This is a genomic window from Candidatus Solirubrobacter pratensis (assembly GCF_000425945.1).
GTDB classification, from domain to species: Bacteria; Actinomycetota; Thermoleophilia; order Solirubrobacterales; family Solirubrobacteraceae; genus Solirubrobacter; species Solirubrobacter pratensis.
In genome coordinates this window covers 211729-228691 of sequence record NZ_AUEK01000006.1, presented here as the reverse complement: position 1 = coordinate 228691, position 16963 = coordinate 211729, and the positions used below count along the sequence as shown (strand labels likewise).

21 protein-coding genes are annotated in these 16963 nt (G+C 73.5%); 15 read left to right on the top strand and 6 right to left on the bottom strand.

Annotated features, from left to right (window positions below; translation table 11 throughout):
* The first annotated feature begins 116 nt into the window (after positions 1-116).
* Genes H958_RS0104870 through H958_RS0104860 form a run of 3 tightly spaced genes read left to right on the top strand, consistent with a single transcriptional unit; the run spans position 117 to position 1815 of the window.
* Positions 117-635, top strand: a complete 519-nt coding sequence (locus H958_RS0104870) for a hypothetical protein (protein WP_028057834.1) — start codon at positions 117-119, stop codon at positions 633-635.
* On the top strand, positions 592-1188 hold the full coding sequence (locus H958_RS0104865) for an RNA polymerase sigma factor (RefSeq protein ID WP_028057833.1): 597 nt from the start codon (positions 592-594) through the stop codon (positions 1186-1188). The genes H958_RS0104870 and H958_RS0104865 overlap by 44 nt, the downstream gene beginning before the upstream one ends.
* Before the next feature lie 42 nt (positions 1189-1230).
* A complete protein-coding gene (locus H958_RS0104860) occupies positions 1231-1815 on the top strand; it encodes a hypothetical protein (RefSeq protein ID WP_028057832.1) in 585 nt (194 codons plus the stop codon).
* Between the two features lie 51 nt (positions 1816-1866).
* Here H958_RS0104860 and H958_RS42770 read toward each other — a convergent pair whose 3' ends face one another.
* Positions 1867-2535 carry an ImmA/IrrE family metallo-endopeptidase gene (locus tag H958_RS42770; protein WP_051323836.1) on the bottom strand — a complete coding sequence of 223 codons (669 nt, stop codon included), beginning with the start codon at positions 2533-2535 and terminating at the stop codon, positions 1867-1869.
* A 21-nt stretch (positions 2536-2556) separates the two neighbouring features.
* Between H958_RS42770 and H958_RS47345 the strand changes: the two genes are divergently transcribed.
* The 8 genes from H958_RS47345 to H958_RS0104815 are packed head-to-tail and all read left to right on the top strand — an operon-like array spanning position 2557 to position 8356.
* Positions 2557-2985, top strand: a complete 429-nt coding sequence (locus H958_RS47345) for an acyl-CoA thioesterase (protein ID WP_028057831.1) — start codon at positions 2557-2559, stop codon at positions 2983-2985.
* Positions 2986-2994: 9 nt separating this feature from the next.
* Positions 2995-3822: a CHAD domain-containing protein gene (locus tag H958_RS0104845; RefSeq protein ID WP_028057830.1), complete on the top strand. Its 828-nt coding sequence runs from the start codon at positions 2995-2997 to the stop codon at positions 3820-3822.
* A 6-nt stretch (positions 3823-3828) separates the two neighbouring features.
* Positions 3829-4290, top strand: coding sequence for a CYTH domain-containing protein (locus H958_RS0104840; protein ID WP_028057829.1), 462 nt, complete (start codon positions 3829-3831; stop codon positions 4288-4290).
* Positions 4291-4293: 3 nt separating this feature from the next.
* Positions 4294-4614, top strand: coding sequence for a hypothetical protein (locus H958_RS0104835; RefSeq protein WP_028057828.1), 321 nt, complete (start codon positions 4294-4296; stop codon positions 4612-4614).
* Positions 4615-4633: 19 nt separating this feature from the next.
* Positions 4634-5563, top strand: a complete 930-nt coding sequence (locus tag H958_RS0104830; protein WP_028057827.1) for a zinc-binding dehydrogenase — start codon at positions 4634-4636, stop codon at positions 5561-5563.
* 19 nt (positions 5564-5582) lie between these two features.
* Positions 5583-7025 carry a metallophosphoesterase family protein gene (locus H958_RS0104825; protein ID WP_028057826.1) on the top strand — a complete coding sequence of 481 codons (1443 nt, stop codon included), beginning with the start codon at positions 5583-5585 and terminating at the stop codon, positions 7023-7025.
* A gap of 6 nt (positions 7026-7031) precedes the next feature.
* Complete coding sequence (locus H958_RS0104820; RefSeq protein ID WP_028057825.1) at positions 7032-7508, top strand: DUF2269 family protein; 477 nt, start codon at positions 7032-7034, stop codon at positions 7506-7508.
* Positions 7505-8356 carry an SDR family oxidoreductase gene (locus tag H958_RS0104815; RefSeq protein ID WP_028057824.1) on the top strand — a complete coding sequence of 284 codons (852 nt, stop codon included), beginning with the start codon at positions 7505-7507 and terminating at the stop codon, positions 8354-8356. Before H958_RS0104820 ends, H958_RS0104815 begins: the two co-directional genes overlap by 4 nt.
* Here the strand turns inward: H958_RS0104815 and H958_RS42765 are convergent.
* Positions 8331-10532, bottom strand: a complete 2202-nt coding sequence (locus tag H958_RS42765) for a putative bifunctional diguanylate cyclase/phosphodiesterase (protein WP_051323835.1) — start codon at positions 10530-10532, stop codon at positions 8331-8333. The two genes, H958_RS0104815 and H958_RS42765, sit on opposite strands and share 26 nt — an antisense overlap.
* A 96-nt stretch (positions 10533-10628) precedes the next feature.
* On the opposite strand from H958_RS42765, the gene H958_RS44805 reads away from it, so the two are divergent.
* From H958_RS44805 to H958_RS0104795, 3 genes are read left to right on the top strand one after another with little or no spacing between them, the layout of a single operon-like run.
* Positions 10629-13001, top strand: a complete 2373-nt coding sequence (locus H958_RS44805) for a bifunctional aminotransferase class I/II-fold pyridoxal phosphate-dependent enzyme/GNAT family N-acetyltransferase (RefSeq protein ID WP_081685608.1) — start codon at positions 10629-10631, stop codon at positions 12999-13001.
* A 10-nt stretch (positions 13002-13011) separates the two neighbouring features.
* The gene (locus H958_RS35060) at positions 13012-13602 is read left to right on the top strand and encodes an alpha/beta hydrolase (protein ID WP_037409277.1); all 591 of its coding nucleotides are present in this window, start codon (positions 13012-13014) and stop codon (positions 13600-13602) included.
* 59 nt (positions 13603-13661) lie between these two features.
* Positions 13662-14462 carry a hypothetical protein gene (locus H958_RS0104795; protein WP_028057823.1) on the top strand — a complete coding sequence of 267 codons (801 nt, stop codon included), beginning with the start codon at positions 13662-13664 and terminating at the stop codon, positions 14460-14462.
* 1 nt (position 14463) lies between these two features.
* Here the strand turns inward: H958_RS0104795 and H958_RS0104790 are convergent, their stop codons facing one another.
* The 4 genes from H958_RS0104790 to H958_RS0104775 all read right to left on the bottom strand — a co-directional run bounded on the left by H958_RS0104790 (position 14464) and on the right by H958_RS0104775 (position 16231).
* On the bottom strand, positions 14464-14856 hold the full coding sequence (locus tag H958_RS0104790) for a PPOX class F420-dependent oxidoreductase (RefSeq protein WP_028057822.1): 393 nt from the start codon (positions 14854-14856) through the stop codon (positions 14464-14466).
* A gap of 25 nt (positions 14857-14881) precedes the next feature.
* Positions 14882-15190 (bottom strand): hypothetical protein, encoded by a 309-nt coding sequence (locus H958_RS0104785; RefSeq protein WP_156027688.1) that lies wholly within the window; start codon positions 15188-15190, stop codon positions 14882-14884.
* A gap of 101 nt (positions 15191-15291) precedes the next feature.
* Positions 15292-15891: a VOC family protein gene (locus H958_RS0104780; RefSeq protein WP_028057820.1), complete on the bottom strand. Its 600-nt coding sequence runs from the start codon at positions 15889-15891 to the stop codon at positions 15292-15294.
* Positions 15892-16021: 130 nt separating this feature from the next.
* Positions 16022-16231 carry a hypothetical protein gene (locus tag H958_RS0104775; protein ID WP_028057819.1) on the bottom strand — a complete coding sequence of 70 codons (210 nt, stop codon included), beginning with the start codon at positions 16229-16231 and terminating at the stop codon, positions 16022-16024.
* Between the two features lie 79 nt (positions 16232-16310).
* Here H958_RS0104775 and H958_RS42760 point away from each other — a divergent pair, with 79 nt between their 5' ends.
* A complete protein-coding gene (locus H958_RS42760) occupies positions 16311-16949 on the top strand; it encodes an RNA polymerase sigma factor (RefSeq protein WP_028057818.1) in 639 nt (212 codons plus the stop codon).
* The last annotated feature ends 14 nt before the right edge of the window (positions 16950-16963 follow it).

The following is a 16963-nucleotide window of genomic DNA, read 5'->3' as shown; positions in this document are numbered from 1 at the left end:
CCGGTGTGGCGAGGATCGATCCTGAGGCTGCTTCCACAGACGCGCGCAATCGCTCACTCCTGTCGTGTTCGAGGAGGGTGTCAGATATCGCCGAGCCAGCGCGACCTCCTCCGCGAGTGCCCGACTTCCGCGCCACCATCCGCTCCGCTCAGGTTCGCGTCGTCGACTGGGGCCCGCACCTCGCCCGCTCGGGCCCGCTGCAGACGCTGCTGCACGCCCGCGGCCGGGCGGGCATCGCCCTCGTGGACCTGACGGTCGTCAGGGAAGAGGACCTCGCCGACGAGCTGATCGCCGAGTTCCTCGCCGGCGACCGGCCGGCGCACCGGGAAGCGCTCGTGCGCTGGGCGGCCACGGTCGGCTACCGGCGCGCGTGGCTCCCGGGTGAGGTCGTGGAGCTGGAGCCGTGCGCCGGCGGCGCCGCGACCACGGCGTGCACCGGCTGCCGCGCGCGGCTCACCGACGCCGACCCGCGGTTCTGGCTCGGCGTCCGCCGCGCGGGCCGCTTCCCGGCGATCTGCCCGCTGTGCGGCTGCGACCTACCGCAATGGAGCACCATGTCAGATCGTGGCGTCCCCGAACGACTCGGTGATCGTGGACGACGAGGAGAGGCTGAAGCGGTTCGTCGCGCGCCGTGACGTGGGAGACGTCGCGGGCGCGCGGCGCGAATGGGAGGCGCTGATCGAGGCCGATTTCGACCGGATCGCCGGGCTGGTCGCCCTGCAGGCGCGCGGGAAGCTGTCGGCTCACGAGCGCGACGAGGCGGTCCAGCGGGCGATCGTGCGCGTGTGGCGCAACATGATCTCGACGTTCGCGGGCACGAGCGTGGGCGAGTGGATCAACGCCGTCCGCACCTGTGCGGGCTTCGCGGTCGCCGACGTCCAGCGGGAGGCGGCGCGCCGCTCGGAGCGCGAGACCGCGCTGGAGGCGGCCGCGGAGTACCGCTGGAGCGCGGTGGCGGGGCAAGAGCACCGTCGCGAAGCCGAGCGCGCCGACGCGCGCGGGTTCGTCGAGTGGAGCCTGCCGCAGATGCGCAACGCGCGCCAGCGGCTCGTCGTCGAGCGCTCGCTGGACGGCGTGCCCGCGGAGGAGATCGCCGCCGAGCTCGCCGTCAGCCTCCCGAACCTCTACCAGCTGCGCTCGCGCGGCCTCAAGGACCTCGCCAAGCTGAAGGAGCTGTATGACGCCTGATGAAAGCGCACGACGCCGGTGGCCGCAGGAGCTGCGTGACGGATGATCGACCACGTTCTCAGCGAGTACGTCGACGCGTGGAACGCCGGCCGGAGGCCTGAGGTCGAGGCGTATCTGGAGCGCGTGCCGGAGCCGGAGCGGGAGCAGCTCGCCGCGCGGCTGGACGCGTGGCTCACCGTCGCGCCCACGCCCGCCTATCCCGAGCCGGCGCGCAGGGCCATCCGCGCGGACCCGCGCCTGCGGGCCGCGCTCGCCGCCGCGCACGCCCCGGCGGGGCCTCTGCTCGCGCTGCGCCGCCGCGCCGGGCTGCGGCTCGAGGAGCTCGCGGCCCGCGTCGTCGCCGCGTTCGGGCTCGCCGGCGAGGAGTCCCGCGCCGCTGCATACCTCGAGCGCCTGGAGCACGGCGAGCTCGACGAGTCGCGCCTCTCCCGCCGCCTCCTCGACGTCCTGTCCACCGCGCTCGGCGCGGAGCTGCGCCCGGCGCCACCGGCGCCGGCGATGCTCTTCCGCGGCGAGGGGGAAGCCCTCGCGGCCGAGCTCGAAGCGCTCTCCCGCGCCGCCCTCGAGCCTGCGCCGCCCCCGATGGACGCCCTCGACCGGCTGTTCCTCGGAGGTCCGGAGGGATAGCCGCGCCCGGAGATCCGCCGCGGCGCCGCGCGGCCAGGGCGCGCGGGCGTGTCACCGGCCGAGCGCGCGGAGCGCCTCCGGCATCGCGGCCAGCCGCGACCCTTCGAGTGCCGGCGAGAGCCGTGGGAGTGCGGTGATCTCCGCGAGCGTGTCGGCGTACGGCTCGCGCTCGAACAGGGCCGCGAGCCCTTCCTCGAGCTCGCCGCGCAGCCGCTCGACCCGCGAGCTCAGCCGCAGCGTGCTGAGCCGGTACAGCGCGGCAAGCGTCGAGATCCCGAAGCGCGCCGCCACCGCGACGACGGTCTCGAGCCCCGGCTCGCCGTCGACCAGCGCCTCCACACCCGCCCGCGGCGCGAGCAGCTCCGCCGCGAACGCGTTCGCCTGCACCTCGCGCGCGTCGCGAGTGTCGCCCGCCAGCACCGAGACCTTGTCCACGTTCATCCCCACCTCGTGCGCGAGCCGCACGTGCCCGAGCTCGTGTGCCAGCGTGAACCGCTGCCGCACGAGCGGCTGGTCGCCGTTGACCCACAGCACCGCCCGCTCCCCCGCGCGGAAGCACCCGCCCGCGATCTCGTCGGGCAGCGAGGCGACGACGACCCCGAGCCGGGCCCGCTCCTCGGCCACGGCCAAGACGTCGATCGGCTCCGAAGCGCCCAGCCCCAGCGCCGCCCGCGTCTCCCGCGCCCGCTTGGCGCCGACGTTGGTGTCCCGGCCCGGCATGCGCCCCGTAGCCTGCCAGCGGTGACCGACGACTGGCCCTTCTCCTACCTCGACCGCATCCGCTACGGCGACCTCGACACCAACCGCCACCTCAACAACGTCGCCGTGCACCAGTTCTTCGAGAGCGCGCGCGTGGCGTACATGCGCGCGCTGTTCCCCGAGCTCGACCCGCTCGGCCGCGAGGACAGCGCGTTCGGGATGATCTTCGCCGAGACGCACGTCAACTTCCGCTCGCCCGGCTTCTACGAGGACGACCTGCGCACGCACGTGCGCGTCGAGGAGCTCAAGCGCTCGAGCGTGCGTCTCGCCTTCCGGATCACGTGTGAGGCGGACGGGCGGACGGTCGCGGAGGGCTGGGGGACGCTCGTCGGCTACGACTACGCCGCGGGCAAGGCCGCCCCGCTGCCGGAGTACGTCGCCGCGCGGCTGCGCCGCGACGCCCGTGGGTAGCTCGAAGACATGGCCTATGCACTGTCACTGGACGAGACCGAGAAGTCGATTCTGCGCGTCGCGCGCGACCAGCTCGACGGCGCGGTCGAAGGGCTCAAGCATCCCAGCGATCCGGTCGAGGCGGTCCACGACGCGCGCAAGCGCATCAAGAAGTCACGCGCGCTGCTGCGGCTCGCGCGCCCGGTGATGCGGCCGCGGGCGTTCCGCGCGACCAACCGCGCCTTGCGCGACCAGGGCCGCGCCCTCTCGGGCGCCCGCGACGCCGACGTCCTCGTCGAGACGGTCGACGCGCTCGCGGACCGCTACGCGGGGCGCCTGCCGAAGGCGAACTTCGACAGCGCTCGCGGGCGCGTGCGCCGGCAGCCCGGAGCGGCGCCGCCCGAGCACGACCTGCGCGCCGTGGCCGCCGCCGCGGACGACTGGCCCGTCGGCGGCGTCAAGCAAGAGACGCTCGTCCGCGCGCTGACCGACACGTATGCGCAGGGGCGCCAGGCGTACCGGGCGGCCGGGAAGGAGCCGACGACCGAGCTCCTGCACGAGTGGCGCAAGCGCGTGAAGGACCTCTGGTACCAGCAGCAGCTGCTCAAGCGCCTCTGGCCGGACGTGATGAAGGCGCTCGCCGGCCAGGCCAAGTCGCTCTCGAAGCTGCTCGGCTCCGACCACGACCTCGGGGTGCTGGCGGAGGAGCTGCCGCCGGACTCCCCGCTGCTGCCGCTGATCGCCGACCGCCGCGCGGAGCTGCAGCACGACGCGTTCGCCCTCGGCGCGCGCGTGTACGCCGAGTCGCCGAAGGCGTTCCGCAAGCGGGTCCGAGGTTACGCGCGCGCAGTAGCCTGAGCTGCCGTGGAGATCGAGCGCAAGTTCGTGCTCGCCGAGCCGCCGCCCGGACTCGACGAGCACCCCCACGCGCGCGTCGAGCAGGGCTACGTCGCGCTGGACCCGAACGGCACCGAGGTGCGCGTGCGCCGCAAGGGCGACGCCCGCACGCTGACGATCAAGTCCGGGGCCGGCCTCGTCCGCACCGAGGACGAGAGCGCGCTCGAGCCACAGCGCTTCGAGGAGCTGTGGCCGCTGACCGCCGGCCGGCGCGTCGTCAAGACGCGCTACCTGGTCCCGCTCCAGGACGGCCTGACCGCCGAGGTCGACGTCTATGAGGACGCGCTGCAGGGACTCGTGACCGCGGAGGTCGAGTTCGCCGACGAGCCCGCCGGCGAGGCGTTCCAGGCGCCCGGCTGGCTCGGCACCGAGGTCACGGGCGACAAGCGCTACGCGAACCGTTCGCTCGCCGTCTCCGGGCTGCCCTGACCGGTGCGGATCATCGTCGACAACAGCGCGGGCGGCGACGGGCAGTTCGCCGAGGAGGTCGTGAGCGGGCTGCGCGCCCGCGGCCTCGACGTCGAGCTGTGGCCGAGCCGCGGCTCGCTGTTCGACACGGCCGTGCACCAGGTCGACGCGGGCACGGTCATCCGCGTCGACGACCGGCCGGACCGCGACACGCTCGCCGCGATCGAACAGGTCGTCCGCACCGCGCTGCAGCACCGCGCCAGCCTGCGCCGCCGCACGCGCACCGTGCCGGTCCGCCTGGGCGAGACGCAGCGCGCGATCGCGTGGATCGACGTGTTCGGCTGACCGTTCCTAGGCTCGCGTCATGCACGCGATCCGACTGCACGAGTTCGGCCCGGCCGAGAACCTGCGCTACGAGGAGCTCCCGGACCCCGCCGCCGGCGAGGGGCAGGTGCGGATCGCCGTCGAGGCGGCCGGCGTGCATCTCATCGACACCAGCATCCGCGCGGGCCGCAGCGGCGGGCCGTTCCCGCTGCCCGACCTGCCGATGATCCCCGGGCGCGAGGTGGCCGGCACGGTCGGCTCCCGCCGCGTGGCCGCGCACCTCGGCATGGCGAGCGGCGGCTACGCGGAGCTGGCGATCGCCCCTGAGGCGGCGCTGCACGACATTCCCGCCGGGCTCGCGGCCGACGTGGCCGTCGCCGCGATCGGAACCGGCAGGACGGCGATCGGCGTGCTCGAGGTCGCGGACCTCCAGCCGGACGACGTCGTGCTCGTCACCGCCGCCGCGGGCGGCCTCGGCGGCCTCTTCCTGCAAGCCGCTCGCAACGCCGGCGCGTTCTCGATCGGCGCGGCGGGCGGCGAGGAGAAGACCGCGCGGATCGACGCCGACCTCGCGGTCGACTACTCGCGCCCGGACTGGACCGAGCGCCTGCGCGAGCACCGCGTGACCGTCGTGCTCGACGGCGTCGGCGGCGCGCTCGGGCGTGCCGCGCTCGAGCTGCTCGCCCCCGGCGGGCGCATCATCTTGTTCGGTTTCGCCTCCGGCGCGCCGACCGAGATCACCACCGCGGACCTCTACCGTCTCGGCATCCGCGCCGACGCCGCGATCGGCCCGCGCATGACGCAGCGTCCCGGCGGCTTGCGCGAGCTCGAGACCGCCGCGCTCGAGGCCGCCGCGACCGGCCGGCTGGTCCCGATCGTCGGCGAGGCGTTCGCGCTCGCCGACGCCGCGGCCGCCCATCGCGCGCTCGAGAGCCGCGCGACCGTCGGGAAGGTCGTCCTCATCCCCTGATCATCGTTAGGGTCCGCGGATGGCCCCCTCATCGCGGACCTCGACGGCAGGCGCAGGCTGGGAGGCGTGCTCCGGCTGCGGCGCCTGGAAGACCGACGTTCCCGACGACGCCAAGCCGCTCTCCTGGCTGCGCCCGGCGACGCTGTGGCGCTCGCGCAACGACGTGATCGCGCGCCGGTTCCACGACCCGGTCGACGCCGCGCGCATGCGCTGGGTGCGCCTGGCGCGGGCGCAGGGCTGCGACCCCGACTTCGTCGTCGAGCGCGCGAGCGGGGATTCCAGCTTCCTCGTCATCGGCGACCCGGGCGAGGGCGACGACTCGCAGTACGCCGTCGTGCCCGGCCTGCTCTCGCAGGCCGAGGGCGTCGACTTCGCCGTCATCTGCAGCGACCTGATCTACCCGACCGGCGACATCGGCGACTACGAGGGTCGCTTCTACAACCCGTACCGCAAGCTGCACGTCCCGATCTTCGGCGTCCCGGGCAACCACGACTGGTACGACGGGCTGCACGGCTTCATGCACCACATCTGCGGCCTCGACGATCCGGACGCGCCGCTGGACTTCGGCTCCGGCGTCCGCCGCTGGATCGCGAGCCGTACGTGGCGCCACTCGGTGCGCCCGGCCGACGACGCGCTGGCAGCCATGCGGGGCGACCGGGAGCCGTGCGGCCAGCCCGGTCCGTACGTCGCGATCGACGCCGGCCCGTTGCGGATCGTGACCATCGACACGGGCATCCAGGGCGGCATCGACGCCGAGCAGGCCGCGTGGCTGGAGCGCGTGTCGCTCGCCGACCCGCGGCCCAAGGTCCTGCTGACCGGCAAGCCGATCTACGTCGACGGCGAGTACAAGGCCCAGCAGGCGGCCGTCGACCGCATCGTCACCGACCCGCGAGCCAACTACGTCGCCGCGATCGGCGGCGACATCCACAACTACCAGCGCTACCCGGTCAAGCTGCCGGACGGGCGCACGCTGCAGTACGTCGTCTCCGGCGGCGGCGGCGCGTTCATGCACGCCACGCATCAGATCCCGGTCGTCGACCTGCCCGGCGTCAAGGAGCGCGACTTCCGCTGCTATCCGCTGCGCGGCGACTCGCTCGCGCGCTACTCGCAGCTGTATGCGAAGAAGCTGCGGCAGAAGTGGCTCGAGCTGAGCCCGGACGAGGCGTCGTCGTACATGGCGGGCCAGCTCGAGCTCGACACCACGCGTCCCGGCAAGCCCGTCCCGCTCTCGCGCCGCGCGCGGCTCGCGGGCACCGCGATCCAGCCGCTGCCGGCCGGGCGCGGCTTCCAGCGCTTCGTGTCAGAGGCGTTCGACTGGAACGATCCGCCGATGTTCAAGTCCTTCCTGCGGATCGACGCGACGGCGTCCGAGCTGCGCGTGCGCTGCTTCGGCGTCAGCGGCTGCCTGGAGTCCGAGCACGCGCCGCCTGTGGAGGATGACTTCACGATCCCGTTGAACTGAGGCCGCATGCTCGCGTCGATAACCGCGCTGTCCATCTCCGTCTGGATCCACGTCACCGCCGCGCTCGTCGGCTTCGGCGCCACGTTCGCCGAGGCCGTCACGTTCCCCGTCGCGATGAAGCTGGACAAGCGGCACCTGCCGTACGTCCACAAGCTCCAGCTGTTCATCAACCAGCGGCTCGCGACGCCGGCGCTGGTGGTGATCCTGATCACCGGCTTCTACCAGGTGTCCGAGGGCGACTGGAGCTTCGGCGACGCCTGGATCAGCCTCACGTTCCTGATCGTGATCATCCTCGGCGGCCTGCTCGGGGCGTACTTCGTCCCGACCGACCGCAAGCTCTTCGACCAGGTCACGAAGGAGCTCGCCTCCGGCGGCGAGCTCTCGCAGGACTACCTCGCCGCCGTCCGCCGCGAGGGCGTCGTCGGGTCGATCACGGGAATCCTCATCGTCATCGCCCTCTTCCTCATGATCACCAAGCCATGAGCTTGCGCGCGAAGACGCTGTTCATCTCGGGCGCCAGCCGCGGCGTCGGCCTCGCGATCGCGCTGCGCGCGGCCCGCGACGGGGCCAACGTCGCGCTGATCGCCAAGACCGCCGAGCCGCACCCCAAGCTCGCGGGAACCGTCTACACGGCCGCGCAGGCGATCGAGGACGCCGGCGGGCAGGCGCTGCCGATCGTCGGCGACATCCGCGACGACGCCCAGGTCGAGGCCGCCGTCGCGCAGGCCGCCGAGCGCTTCGGCGGCATCGACGTGTGCGTCAACAACGCGAGCGCGATCAACCTCGCCGGGGTCGAGGCGATGGAGATGAAGCGCTACGACCTGATGCAGGACATCAACACGCGCGGGACCTACGCGGTCAGCAAGGCGTGCATCCCGCACCTGCGCCGGGCCGATAACCCGCACATCCTCACGCTCTCGCCGCCGATCAGCCTCGAGCCGCGCTGGCTCGCGCCGTTCACCGCGTACGCGATCGCCAAGTACGGCATGACGCTGTGCGCGCTCGGCTTCGCCGAGGAGCTGCGCGAGGCCGGGATCGCGTCCAACGCGCTGTGGCCGCGCACGCTGGTCGCGACCGCCGCGGTGCAGAACCTGCTCGGCGGCGAAGAGGCGATGCGCCGTGCGCGCACGCCGGACGTCTACGCCGACGCGGCCTACGAGGTGATCACGCGCCCGAGCCGCGAGTGCAGCGGCAACGCGTTCCTGTGCGAGGACGTGCTCGTCGAGGCAGGCGTGACGGACCTCTCGAAGTACTCCGCCGCGGGGCCGGACGCCGAGCTGGCCGTCGACCTGTTCGTCGACGCCGTCAACCCACCTGGGCGGGCCGGCTGATCGCGCGCGCGGCGCGGCGGTTGGCGAGCGCGAGCTCGACGACCTGGTCGGGCGGCATCGGCCGCGCCATCAGGAAGCCCTGCCCGTAATCGCAGCCGCACGCGCGCAGCAGGTCGCGCGCCTCCTCGGTCTCGATCCCCTCGCCCACGGCCTTCAGGTGCAGGTTGCGGGCGAGCTCCACGATCGTGTTCACGATCGTCGCGGCCTGCGGGTCGCCGTCCATGCCGAGGATGAACGACTTGTCGATCTTGAGCTCCTGCACCGGCAGCTCGCGCAGGTAGGCGAACGACGAGGAGCCGGTGCCGAAGTCGTCGAGCGAGAGGTTGACGCCGAGCTCGCCGAGCTCGTGCATGATCTCGATCACGCGCACCGGGTCGGCGGCGACGATCGTCTCGGTGATCTCCAGCTGCAGCCGGCCGGGCTCGACGCCGCGCTTGTCGAGCAGCGCGGCGACGTCGGCGGGGAGCCCGGCGTCGAGCAGGTTCGGCGCGCTCAGGTTGACCGCGACGGTCATGTCGAGCCCTTCTGCCTGCCAGCGCGCGCACTGCCCGAGCGCGTCGTCGAGGACGCGCAGGGTGAGGGGCCGCATCAGGCCGGTCTGCTCGGCGAGCGGCAGGAACGCGCCCGGGCCCAGCAGGCCGAACTGCGGGTGATCCCAGCGCACGAGCGCCTCGGCGCCGGCGATCTGGCCGGTCACGAGGTCGAACTTCGGCTGGTAGAAGGTGACGATCTGGCCGTTGGTGATCGCGTCCGGCAGCTCGCCGATCAGCGCGAGGCGGGCGCGCGAGTGGCCGTCGCGCGACGCGCTGTAGACCTCGTGGTCGATGCCGCGCGCCTTGGCCGAGTACATCGCGATGTCGGCGCGCTGCATCAGCGTCTCGACGTCGCGCCCGTGCTCCGGGAAGACGGCGATGCCGGCGCTCGCGCGCACCAGCAGGGTCAGGCCCTGGAAGCGGAACGGCTGCTCGAGCTCGCGCAGCAGCCGCTGCGCGGCGCGCTCGGCCTGCTCGGCCGTCGAGCCGGGGGGCAACAGGAGCGCGAACTCGTCGCCGCCGACGCGGGCGATCAGGTCGGCCTCCGGCACGCCGGCCATCAGGCGCGGGCGGATCTCCTGCAGCAGCCGGTCGCCGGCCTGGTGGCCGAGCGTGTCGTTGAGCTCCTTGAAGTGGTCGAGGTCGATCAGCAGCAGCGGCAGCTTCAGGCGCCCGGCCTTGGCCTCGGCGATCGCCTCGTGGATGCGCGCGAACAGCTTGCGGCGGTTGGCGAGGCCGGTGAGCGGGTCGTGGTTGGCGTCGTGCTCGCGCTTGGCGGCCAGCGCCCGCAGCTCGCGCTCCAGCTCGACGCGCTCGGTCGCGTCGCGCAGGTTGAGCACGAAGCCCTCGACGCTCTCGTCGTGCAGGCGGTTGGAGGCGACGACGTCGAACGGCCGGTCGCTGCCGTCGCCGTGGCGCATGCGCAGCGTCATGGCGCGGGTCTCGTCCGGCCTGCCCTCGGCATCCGCGAAGTAGCGCTCCAGCTCGCCGCGGTCGCCGGGGTGCACGAGCTCGAGCATCGGCTGGTCGACGACCGCGCGCGGGTCGACGCCGAGCGCGGCGCGGATCGACTCCGCCTGCCAGCGCACGCGCAGGTCGGCGCCGACCACGGTCGTGACGTCGGTCGAGTTCTGCACCAGCGAGCGCAGCTGGCGCTGGCTGGCCTCGGAGCTGCGCAGCGCGCCGCCGAGCGCCTGCATGATCAGTGGCACGAGCGCCGTGCCCAGCGCGCGGGCGAGGTCGCCCTGCACGTGGCTTGCGCCGCGGTCGGCGTGCGCGGCGAGCAGCACGCCCATCCACAGCACATAGCGCGCCGTCGCCAGCCGCGGCCCGCCGTAGCAGCTGCGGAAGACCAGGCCGAAGAGCGGCAGGAACGGCTCGCCCGGCGTCATGCGCAGGATCGCGAACAGGGCGAGCGTCTCGAGCGGCTCCGACCACAGCGGGAACCCGCCGCGGCGGAAGCCGATCAGCCAGTGCGCGGCGAGCGCGACGGCGGCGATCGCGCCGGCGACCCGTTCGGCGGCCGGGCTGCCGGATGCGGCGAGCGTCGTGATCGTCACGACCGCGTCGAGCAGCGCGATCGCGAGAAAGAGCAGGCGCACGCCGTCGAACGGCGACGACGCCAGCCGCAGCGGGTGGGGCAACCTGGACACTCTGTGGACAAGAGTCGGACGCACGGGCGATGTCTTGAGCAGCACCGATCTCAAGGCGCGAAGGCCGGGTGCCGACGCCACACAGAGATGCGGACGATCGAAGAGCGCCTGGCGCTGCTGGACGAAGTTGTGAGTGAAGCCGCGGCACGCGGCCTGGCGATGCAGACCGCCGACGACGGGCCGCTCGACGGGCGGGTCATCTCGCTGCAGGGACGCGACCGGATCAACTTCGGCTCGTGCAGCTACCTCGGCCTCGAGCTCGACCCGCGGCTGCGCGACGCGGTCTGCGAGGCGGTCGGGCGCTACGGCACGCAGTTCTCCTCCTCGCGCGCGTACGTGAGCGCGCCTCCGTATCGCGAGCTCGAGGCGCGGCTCGACGAGCTGTTCGGCGGGCACGCGCTGGCGATGCCGACGACGTCGCTCGGCCACCTCGCGGCGCTGCCGGTGCTGATCGGCCCGGGCGACGCCGTGATCCTCGACCAGCAGGTCCATGCGAGCGTGCAGGTCGCCGCCGACCAGCTGCGGCTGCAGGGCACGGCGGTCGAGATGATCCGCCACAACCGGATGGACCGGCTCGCGCGCATGGTCGAGCGCCTCGCGCCGCGCCACCGGCGGATCTGGTTCCTCGCCGACGGCGTCTACAGCATGTTCGCCGACCTGGCGCCGTTCGCGGAGCTGCGCGCGCTGCTGGACGCCCATGAACAGCTGCACCTCTACATCGACGACTCGCACGGCGTCGGCTGGGCGGGGACGCACGGGCGCGGCCCCGCGCTGGAGGCGCTTGGGATGCACCAGCGGCTGATCGTCGCGGCGTCGCTGAACAAGTCATTCGCCGCCGCGGGCGGTGCGCTGATCTTCCCGGACCCCGAGCTGCGGCGGCGCGTGCGCACGATCGGCGGACCGATGATCTTCTCGGGCCCGATCCAGCCGCCGATGCTCGGCGCGGCACTGGCGTCGGCGGCGATCCACCTGAGCGACGAGCTGCCGCTGCGCCAGGCGGCGCTGCGCGAGCGCATCGCGCTGTTCGACGAGCTGGCCGAGGAGTTCTGCCTGCCGCTGGCGACGCGTGACGCGACGCCGATCCGCTACGTCCCGCTCGGGCTGCCGCGCGTCGTGCTCGACGTCGTCGAAGGGCTGCTGGAGGACGGCTTCTACACGAACTACGGCGCGTTCCCGGCGGTGCCGATGAAGCACGCCGGCGTGCGCATGACGCTCACGCTGCACCACCGGCCCGAGGACATCCGGGCGCTGGTCGGCGCGCTGGCAGGGCGCGTGCCGGAGGCGCTGGAGCGCGCGGGCGAAGCGGCGCGGCGCAAGGCGGCGACGGTCGCCCGCACGGCGCCGGCGCTCGTGCTCGAGCACCACCGGTCGGTCGACGCGCTCAACGGCTACGAGTGGGACGCGCTGCTCGGCGATCGCGGGACGTTCACGGTCGACGGGCTGCGGCTCCTCGAGCGGGTGTTCGCCGGCGAGGCGGACGGGCGCCCGGAGGACGAGTGGGCGTTCCACTACTACGTCGTCCGCGACCGCCGGGGCAAGCCGGTGCTGGCCACCTTCTTCACCGCCGCCCTGTGGAAGGACGACATGCTCTCCTCCGCCGAGGTCTCGCGGCTGGTCGAGGAGCGGCGCGCGGCCGACCCGTACTACCTGACGTCGCTGACGTTCGGCATGGGCGCCCTGCTGACCGAGGGCGATCATCTCTATCTGGACGGCAACGCGGACTGGAAGGGCGCGCTCGACCTGCTGCTCGCGGCGGTGTCCGAGCACGCGGCCGCCGCCGGCGCGGGCACGATCGTCCTGCGCGACCTGCACGCGGCCGACCGCTCCCTCGCCGAGGCGCTGCGCGAGCGCGGGTACGCGAAGCTCTCGATGCCCGCGTCGTATGTGCTCGAGCCCGTCGACGCCGACGACGAGGCGTGGCTCGCGCGCCTGTCGGTGAAGTCGCGCGCGCACCAGCGCAAGGACGTCCTGCCGTGGGACGGCGCGCTCGACGTGGAGGTGGTGCGCGAGCCGCGCGACGACCTCGACTTCGATCGCCTCCACGCGCTCTATCGCGCGGTCGCCGAGCGCGGGCTGGACGTCAACACGTTCCCGCTCCCACGCGGCGCCTTCCGCGCCATGCTGGACACGACGGGCTGGGAGCTCGTCCTGCTGCGGCTCGACGGCACCGTCGTCGCGTTCGGCGCGCACTTCGCCGGCGGGCGCCACTACGCGCCGATGATCGTCGGGCTCGACTACGCGTACGTGCGCTCGCACCACACCTACCGGCAGGCGCTGCGGGTCGCGCTGCTGCGGGCGCGCGAGCTCGGGGCGCGGCGCGTGCTGCTCGGGATGGGCGCGGGGTTCGAGAAGCGGCGCTTCGGGGCGCACGCGCAGGAGCGCGTCGCGTTCGCCCAGGCGTCGGACCACTACAGCGCGCAGGTCCTCGCGGCGCTCGCGGCCGACGCGCGTTCCGCATAGGGTTGGCGGCGTGATCGAGCGCCGCGGACCGGCCGACACCGCCGTCACGGTCGTGCTCCTGCACGGGCGCGGCCGCGACACTTCCGACGTGCTCGGGCTGGCCGAGCGGATGGCGCTCGACGACGTCGCGTTCGTCGCGCCCGCCGCCGAGGGCAACTCGTGGTGGCCGCAGTCGTTCCTGGCGCCGGTGGAGGAGAACGAGCCGTGGCTCACGCGCGGGCTCGAGACCGTCGACGCGCTCGTGCGCGAGGTGGCCGACCCGGCGCGGCTCGTCCTCGGAGGCTTCTCCCAGGGCGCGTGCCTGGCCGCCGAGTACGCGGTCCGCCACCCGCGCCGCTACGGGGGCCTGCTGCTCTACACCGGCGGCTTCGTCGGGCCGCCGGGGACCGCGCCGGTCGTGGGCGCCGGCTTCGGCGGGACGCCGGCCTACCTCGGCACGAGCGATCCCGACGGCTGGGTCCCGGTCGAGCGCGTCCGCGAGACCGCCGCGCTGCTGGAGCGCCACGGCGCGCGCGTGACCGTCCAGGTCTTCCCGGGCCAGGACCACCTGGTCAACGACGAGGAGATCGCCGCGGGGCGCGCCCTGATCCGCGCCATCTAGCGGTTCGCACGCGTACAAGCCAAGGAAACGCCAAGCTCGCGCCTCGTAGGCTCGGGGCCATGGGAGGCACTCGAGCGGCGATCGCCATCGCTGCGCTGCTGGTCTTCGCACCGGCTGCGCACGCGCAGACCTTCTCGCTCCAGCACTCGCACGGCGGGCAGCTGGACGCCGAGGCGCAGGGAGACGTGTCGTTCCCGGGCGCGGGCGGCGCGAACGTGAACGTGACGGTCTCGGATCGCAGCGAGGATGGCTGGTGCGCCATGGCGTGGGTGACGTCCAACCTGCCGCCGACGACGCACAAGTCCTACCGGGTCTGCGGCGTCGCCGAGCAGCAGACGTTCACGCTCGCGCTGCCGGGCGGAGCGCCCTGCAACATCTCCTTCGTCGAGGTCCAGGTCGGGCGGATCGACCCGTCGGAGGGCAACAAGATCGAGCTCGGCGAGGCGAGCCGGATGGCCAACCCGTGCCCGCCGCCGCCTCAGCCGCTGCCCGCCCCGCCGCCTCCGCCGCCGGCGCCGGTCACCTCGACGGTGAGCTGGAACTGGTCGGCGACCACGCGCTGGACGCGCAACGTCTCGCTCGCGGTCCGCAACGTCCCGGCCGGCGCCGCGGTCGAGCTGCGCTGCCGCGGAGGCGGCTGCCCCGCGCGCCGGCGCACGGTCAGGGTCGCGTCCGCCCGCGCCAACGCCCACCGCGCGCTCGGGCGCCGCCACCTGCGGCCAGGCGCCGTGCTCGAGTTGCGCGTGACGCGCGCCGACATGATCGGCAAGGTCGTGCGCTTCACGATCCGGCGCCATCGCCTCCCGGCGGTGCAGACGCTGTGCCTGCCGCCGGGGGCGACGTCGCCGAGGCGCTGCTGAGTCAGCGCCCGTTGACCTTCTCGACGCTCATGACGAGCACGACGCGATCCGCCTTGTCGGGCGGCGGCTGCTGGTCGGCGGTGCCGTAGCGGCGGCCGAGGCGGACGTAGAACTCGCCCTCAGGGTCCTCGATCACCTCGACGAGGCTCCCGCGGACCTCGAGGTAGCTCTGCGGGTTCTCGTCGTCGATGACCATCAGGCTCATCGACGGGTTGCGCTGGAGGTTGCGGAACTTCCCGCGCTTGTTCGTGTGCGTGAAGCGGACGTGCTCGCCGTCGTACTCGAACCACATCGGGTTGACCTGGACGGTCTCGTCAGGGCGGATCGTGCCGAGCGCGCCGAACAGCGGGCGCTCGAGCAGCGGGAGCAACGCGGAAGGGATGGTGGCGCTCATGACCGGCCGCAGCCTAGCCTGGAGCTCACCTGTTGCCCGCCGCCACGCCGGAGACCTGGACGCCGATCGAGGTGACGCCCGCCGCGATCTGGTCGTTGGAGTTCAGGAACGTCGCCGGCGCCGTCGTGATGACGACGGGGCCGATCACGGCCGCCATCTGGCCGATCACGGCGCCGTCCATGAAGATGGACGGCGTGCCCTGCCACCCCAGCAGCGCGATGGCTGCGGTTCCGCCGCCGTCCTGGGCGCTCGCCACTCCGGCGCCGGGCGCCAGGATGGCCAGCGTGCTCACTGCCGCGGCCAGCGCCGCGACTCGTCTGTAGGGCGCGCTCATGGTCGTGTCTCTCCCTGCTCAGCCGGGACGTGGCTTCTCGCTAAGCAACCTACGGGGCCGGGCGAGGGGGATGGCTGGCCCGCGGGGCCGTTGGTCCTGGCCTAGCGGGCTGCGCGCTTGGCGTAGGGGTCGGCCGGCGAGCGGTCCTCGGACAGGGAGCCGCGGGAGCGCGCGACCAGGTCCTCGATCGCGTCGGCGACGTGGACCGGGCCGATGTTGTAGTCGCCGCGCTCGACGCGGAGCTTGTGCGCCGCGAGCAGCACCTCGGCGTGCGTGAAGCCCGCCGGCGGCTCGAAGCGGTAGGAGGCCAGCTCGATCAGCAGCCCGAGCGGGTCCTCGAAGTAGACCGAGTCCATGAAGCCGCGATCCTTGACGCCGCTGTGGTGGATCCCGCGCTCGTCGAGCCGCCCGACCGCCTGCAGGAACGTCGCCCGCGAGAGCGCGAACGCGAGGTGGTGCACGCAGCCGGGATCGGTCGGCGTGCGCGAGGGGTCGCCGGCGCGCTCCTCGTCGGTGAAGACCGTGATCAGGCGCCCGTCGCCCGGATCGAAGTAGAGATGGCTCTCGGACGCGTTGTCGAGGTTGGGCTGCTCGAACACGAACGGCATCCCGAGCACGCCCTCCCAGAAGTCGATCGAGGTCCGGCGGTCGGCTCCGACGATCGTGATGTGGTGGACGCCCTGGCTCTGGAGCTTGCGCATCCCCCTCCTATACCGCGCCTGGGTGCCCGGCGCCTAGGAGCCTGTTGATCTTTCCCCGCCGCGCGATGCGGCACGCCCGGCATCCACGGGCGCACCACCTCGCATCGACGGATCAAAGTTCAACAGGCTCCTAGGCCGCGCGCTCGCCGACCGGGCCGTCAGGGCCGAGCGCGTGCGGGGCGCCGCCGTCGCGGGGAGCGATCGCCGGCCCGTGGTCGCGCAGTTGCGCCTGGCCGCCGGTCAGCGAGCCGATGTCGCCGTTGCGCAGCAGCATGTAGATGAGGCGCCGGCGGGCGGCGCGCTCCTGCGCGGCTGCGCGGACGCTGAGGCGATGGTCCATCCCCCTTAACTTGTCCGGTACACCGCAACTTGTGACATCCGCGGTCACAGAAATCCGCTCCGTGGACAAGTAAGGACTCGTGAGGACGACGCGCGGCAACGCGACCGACGAACAGCTCCTGGCCGCGACCCCCGGCCGGCCGGACGCGTTCGCGGTCTTCTACCGCCGGCACCTCGGGGCGACGCTCGCCCTGCTCCTGCACCGCACGCGGGGCCGCGAGGCGACGGCCGACCTGGCCGCCGAGGTCTTCGCCGCGGCGCTGGAGGAAGCCGGCGGGGCCGAGCCGCCGGCGCGCGGCTGGCTATTCGGCATCGCGCACCGGGCGCTGCTGGAGAGCGGCCGTCGCGGGCGCGTGCAGGACGCCGCGCGCCGGCGGCTCGGCATGCCGCCGCGCGAGCTGACCGACGGCGACCTCGACGGCGTCGTGGCCCTGGCCGACATCGGCCGCCCGGGCGGCCTGGCCATCGCGCTGGTCGACGGCGTCCCGCCCGCGCACCGTGACGCCGTCGTCAAGGGTGTGCTCGAGCAGGAGGTCGCAGTGGGCGCCCTGCACCGCTCCAAGGGCGTCGTCCGTGGCCCGGCCCGGCCCGAGCGCTCGTTCTTCGAGATCCTCGAGGCCGACCTCGTGCAGGCGGCGACGCGGCTGTCGGGCGGGGCGCCGCCCCCCGAGGACCCGCCCGCCCGGCGGCGGCTGCTTCGCCGCCTGAGCGGCGACTAATCTCGCCTGCCTGA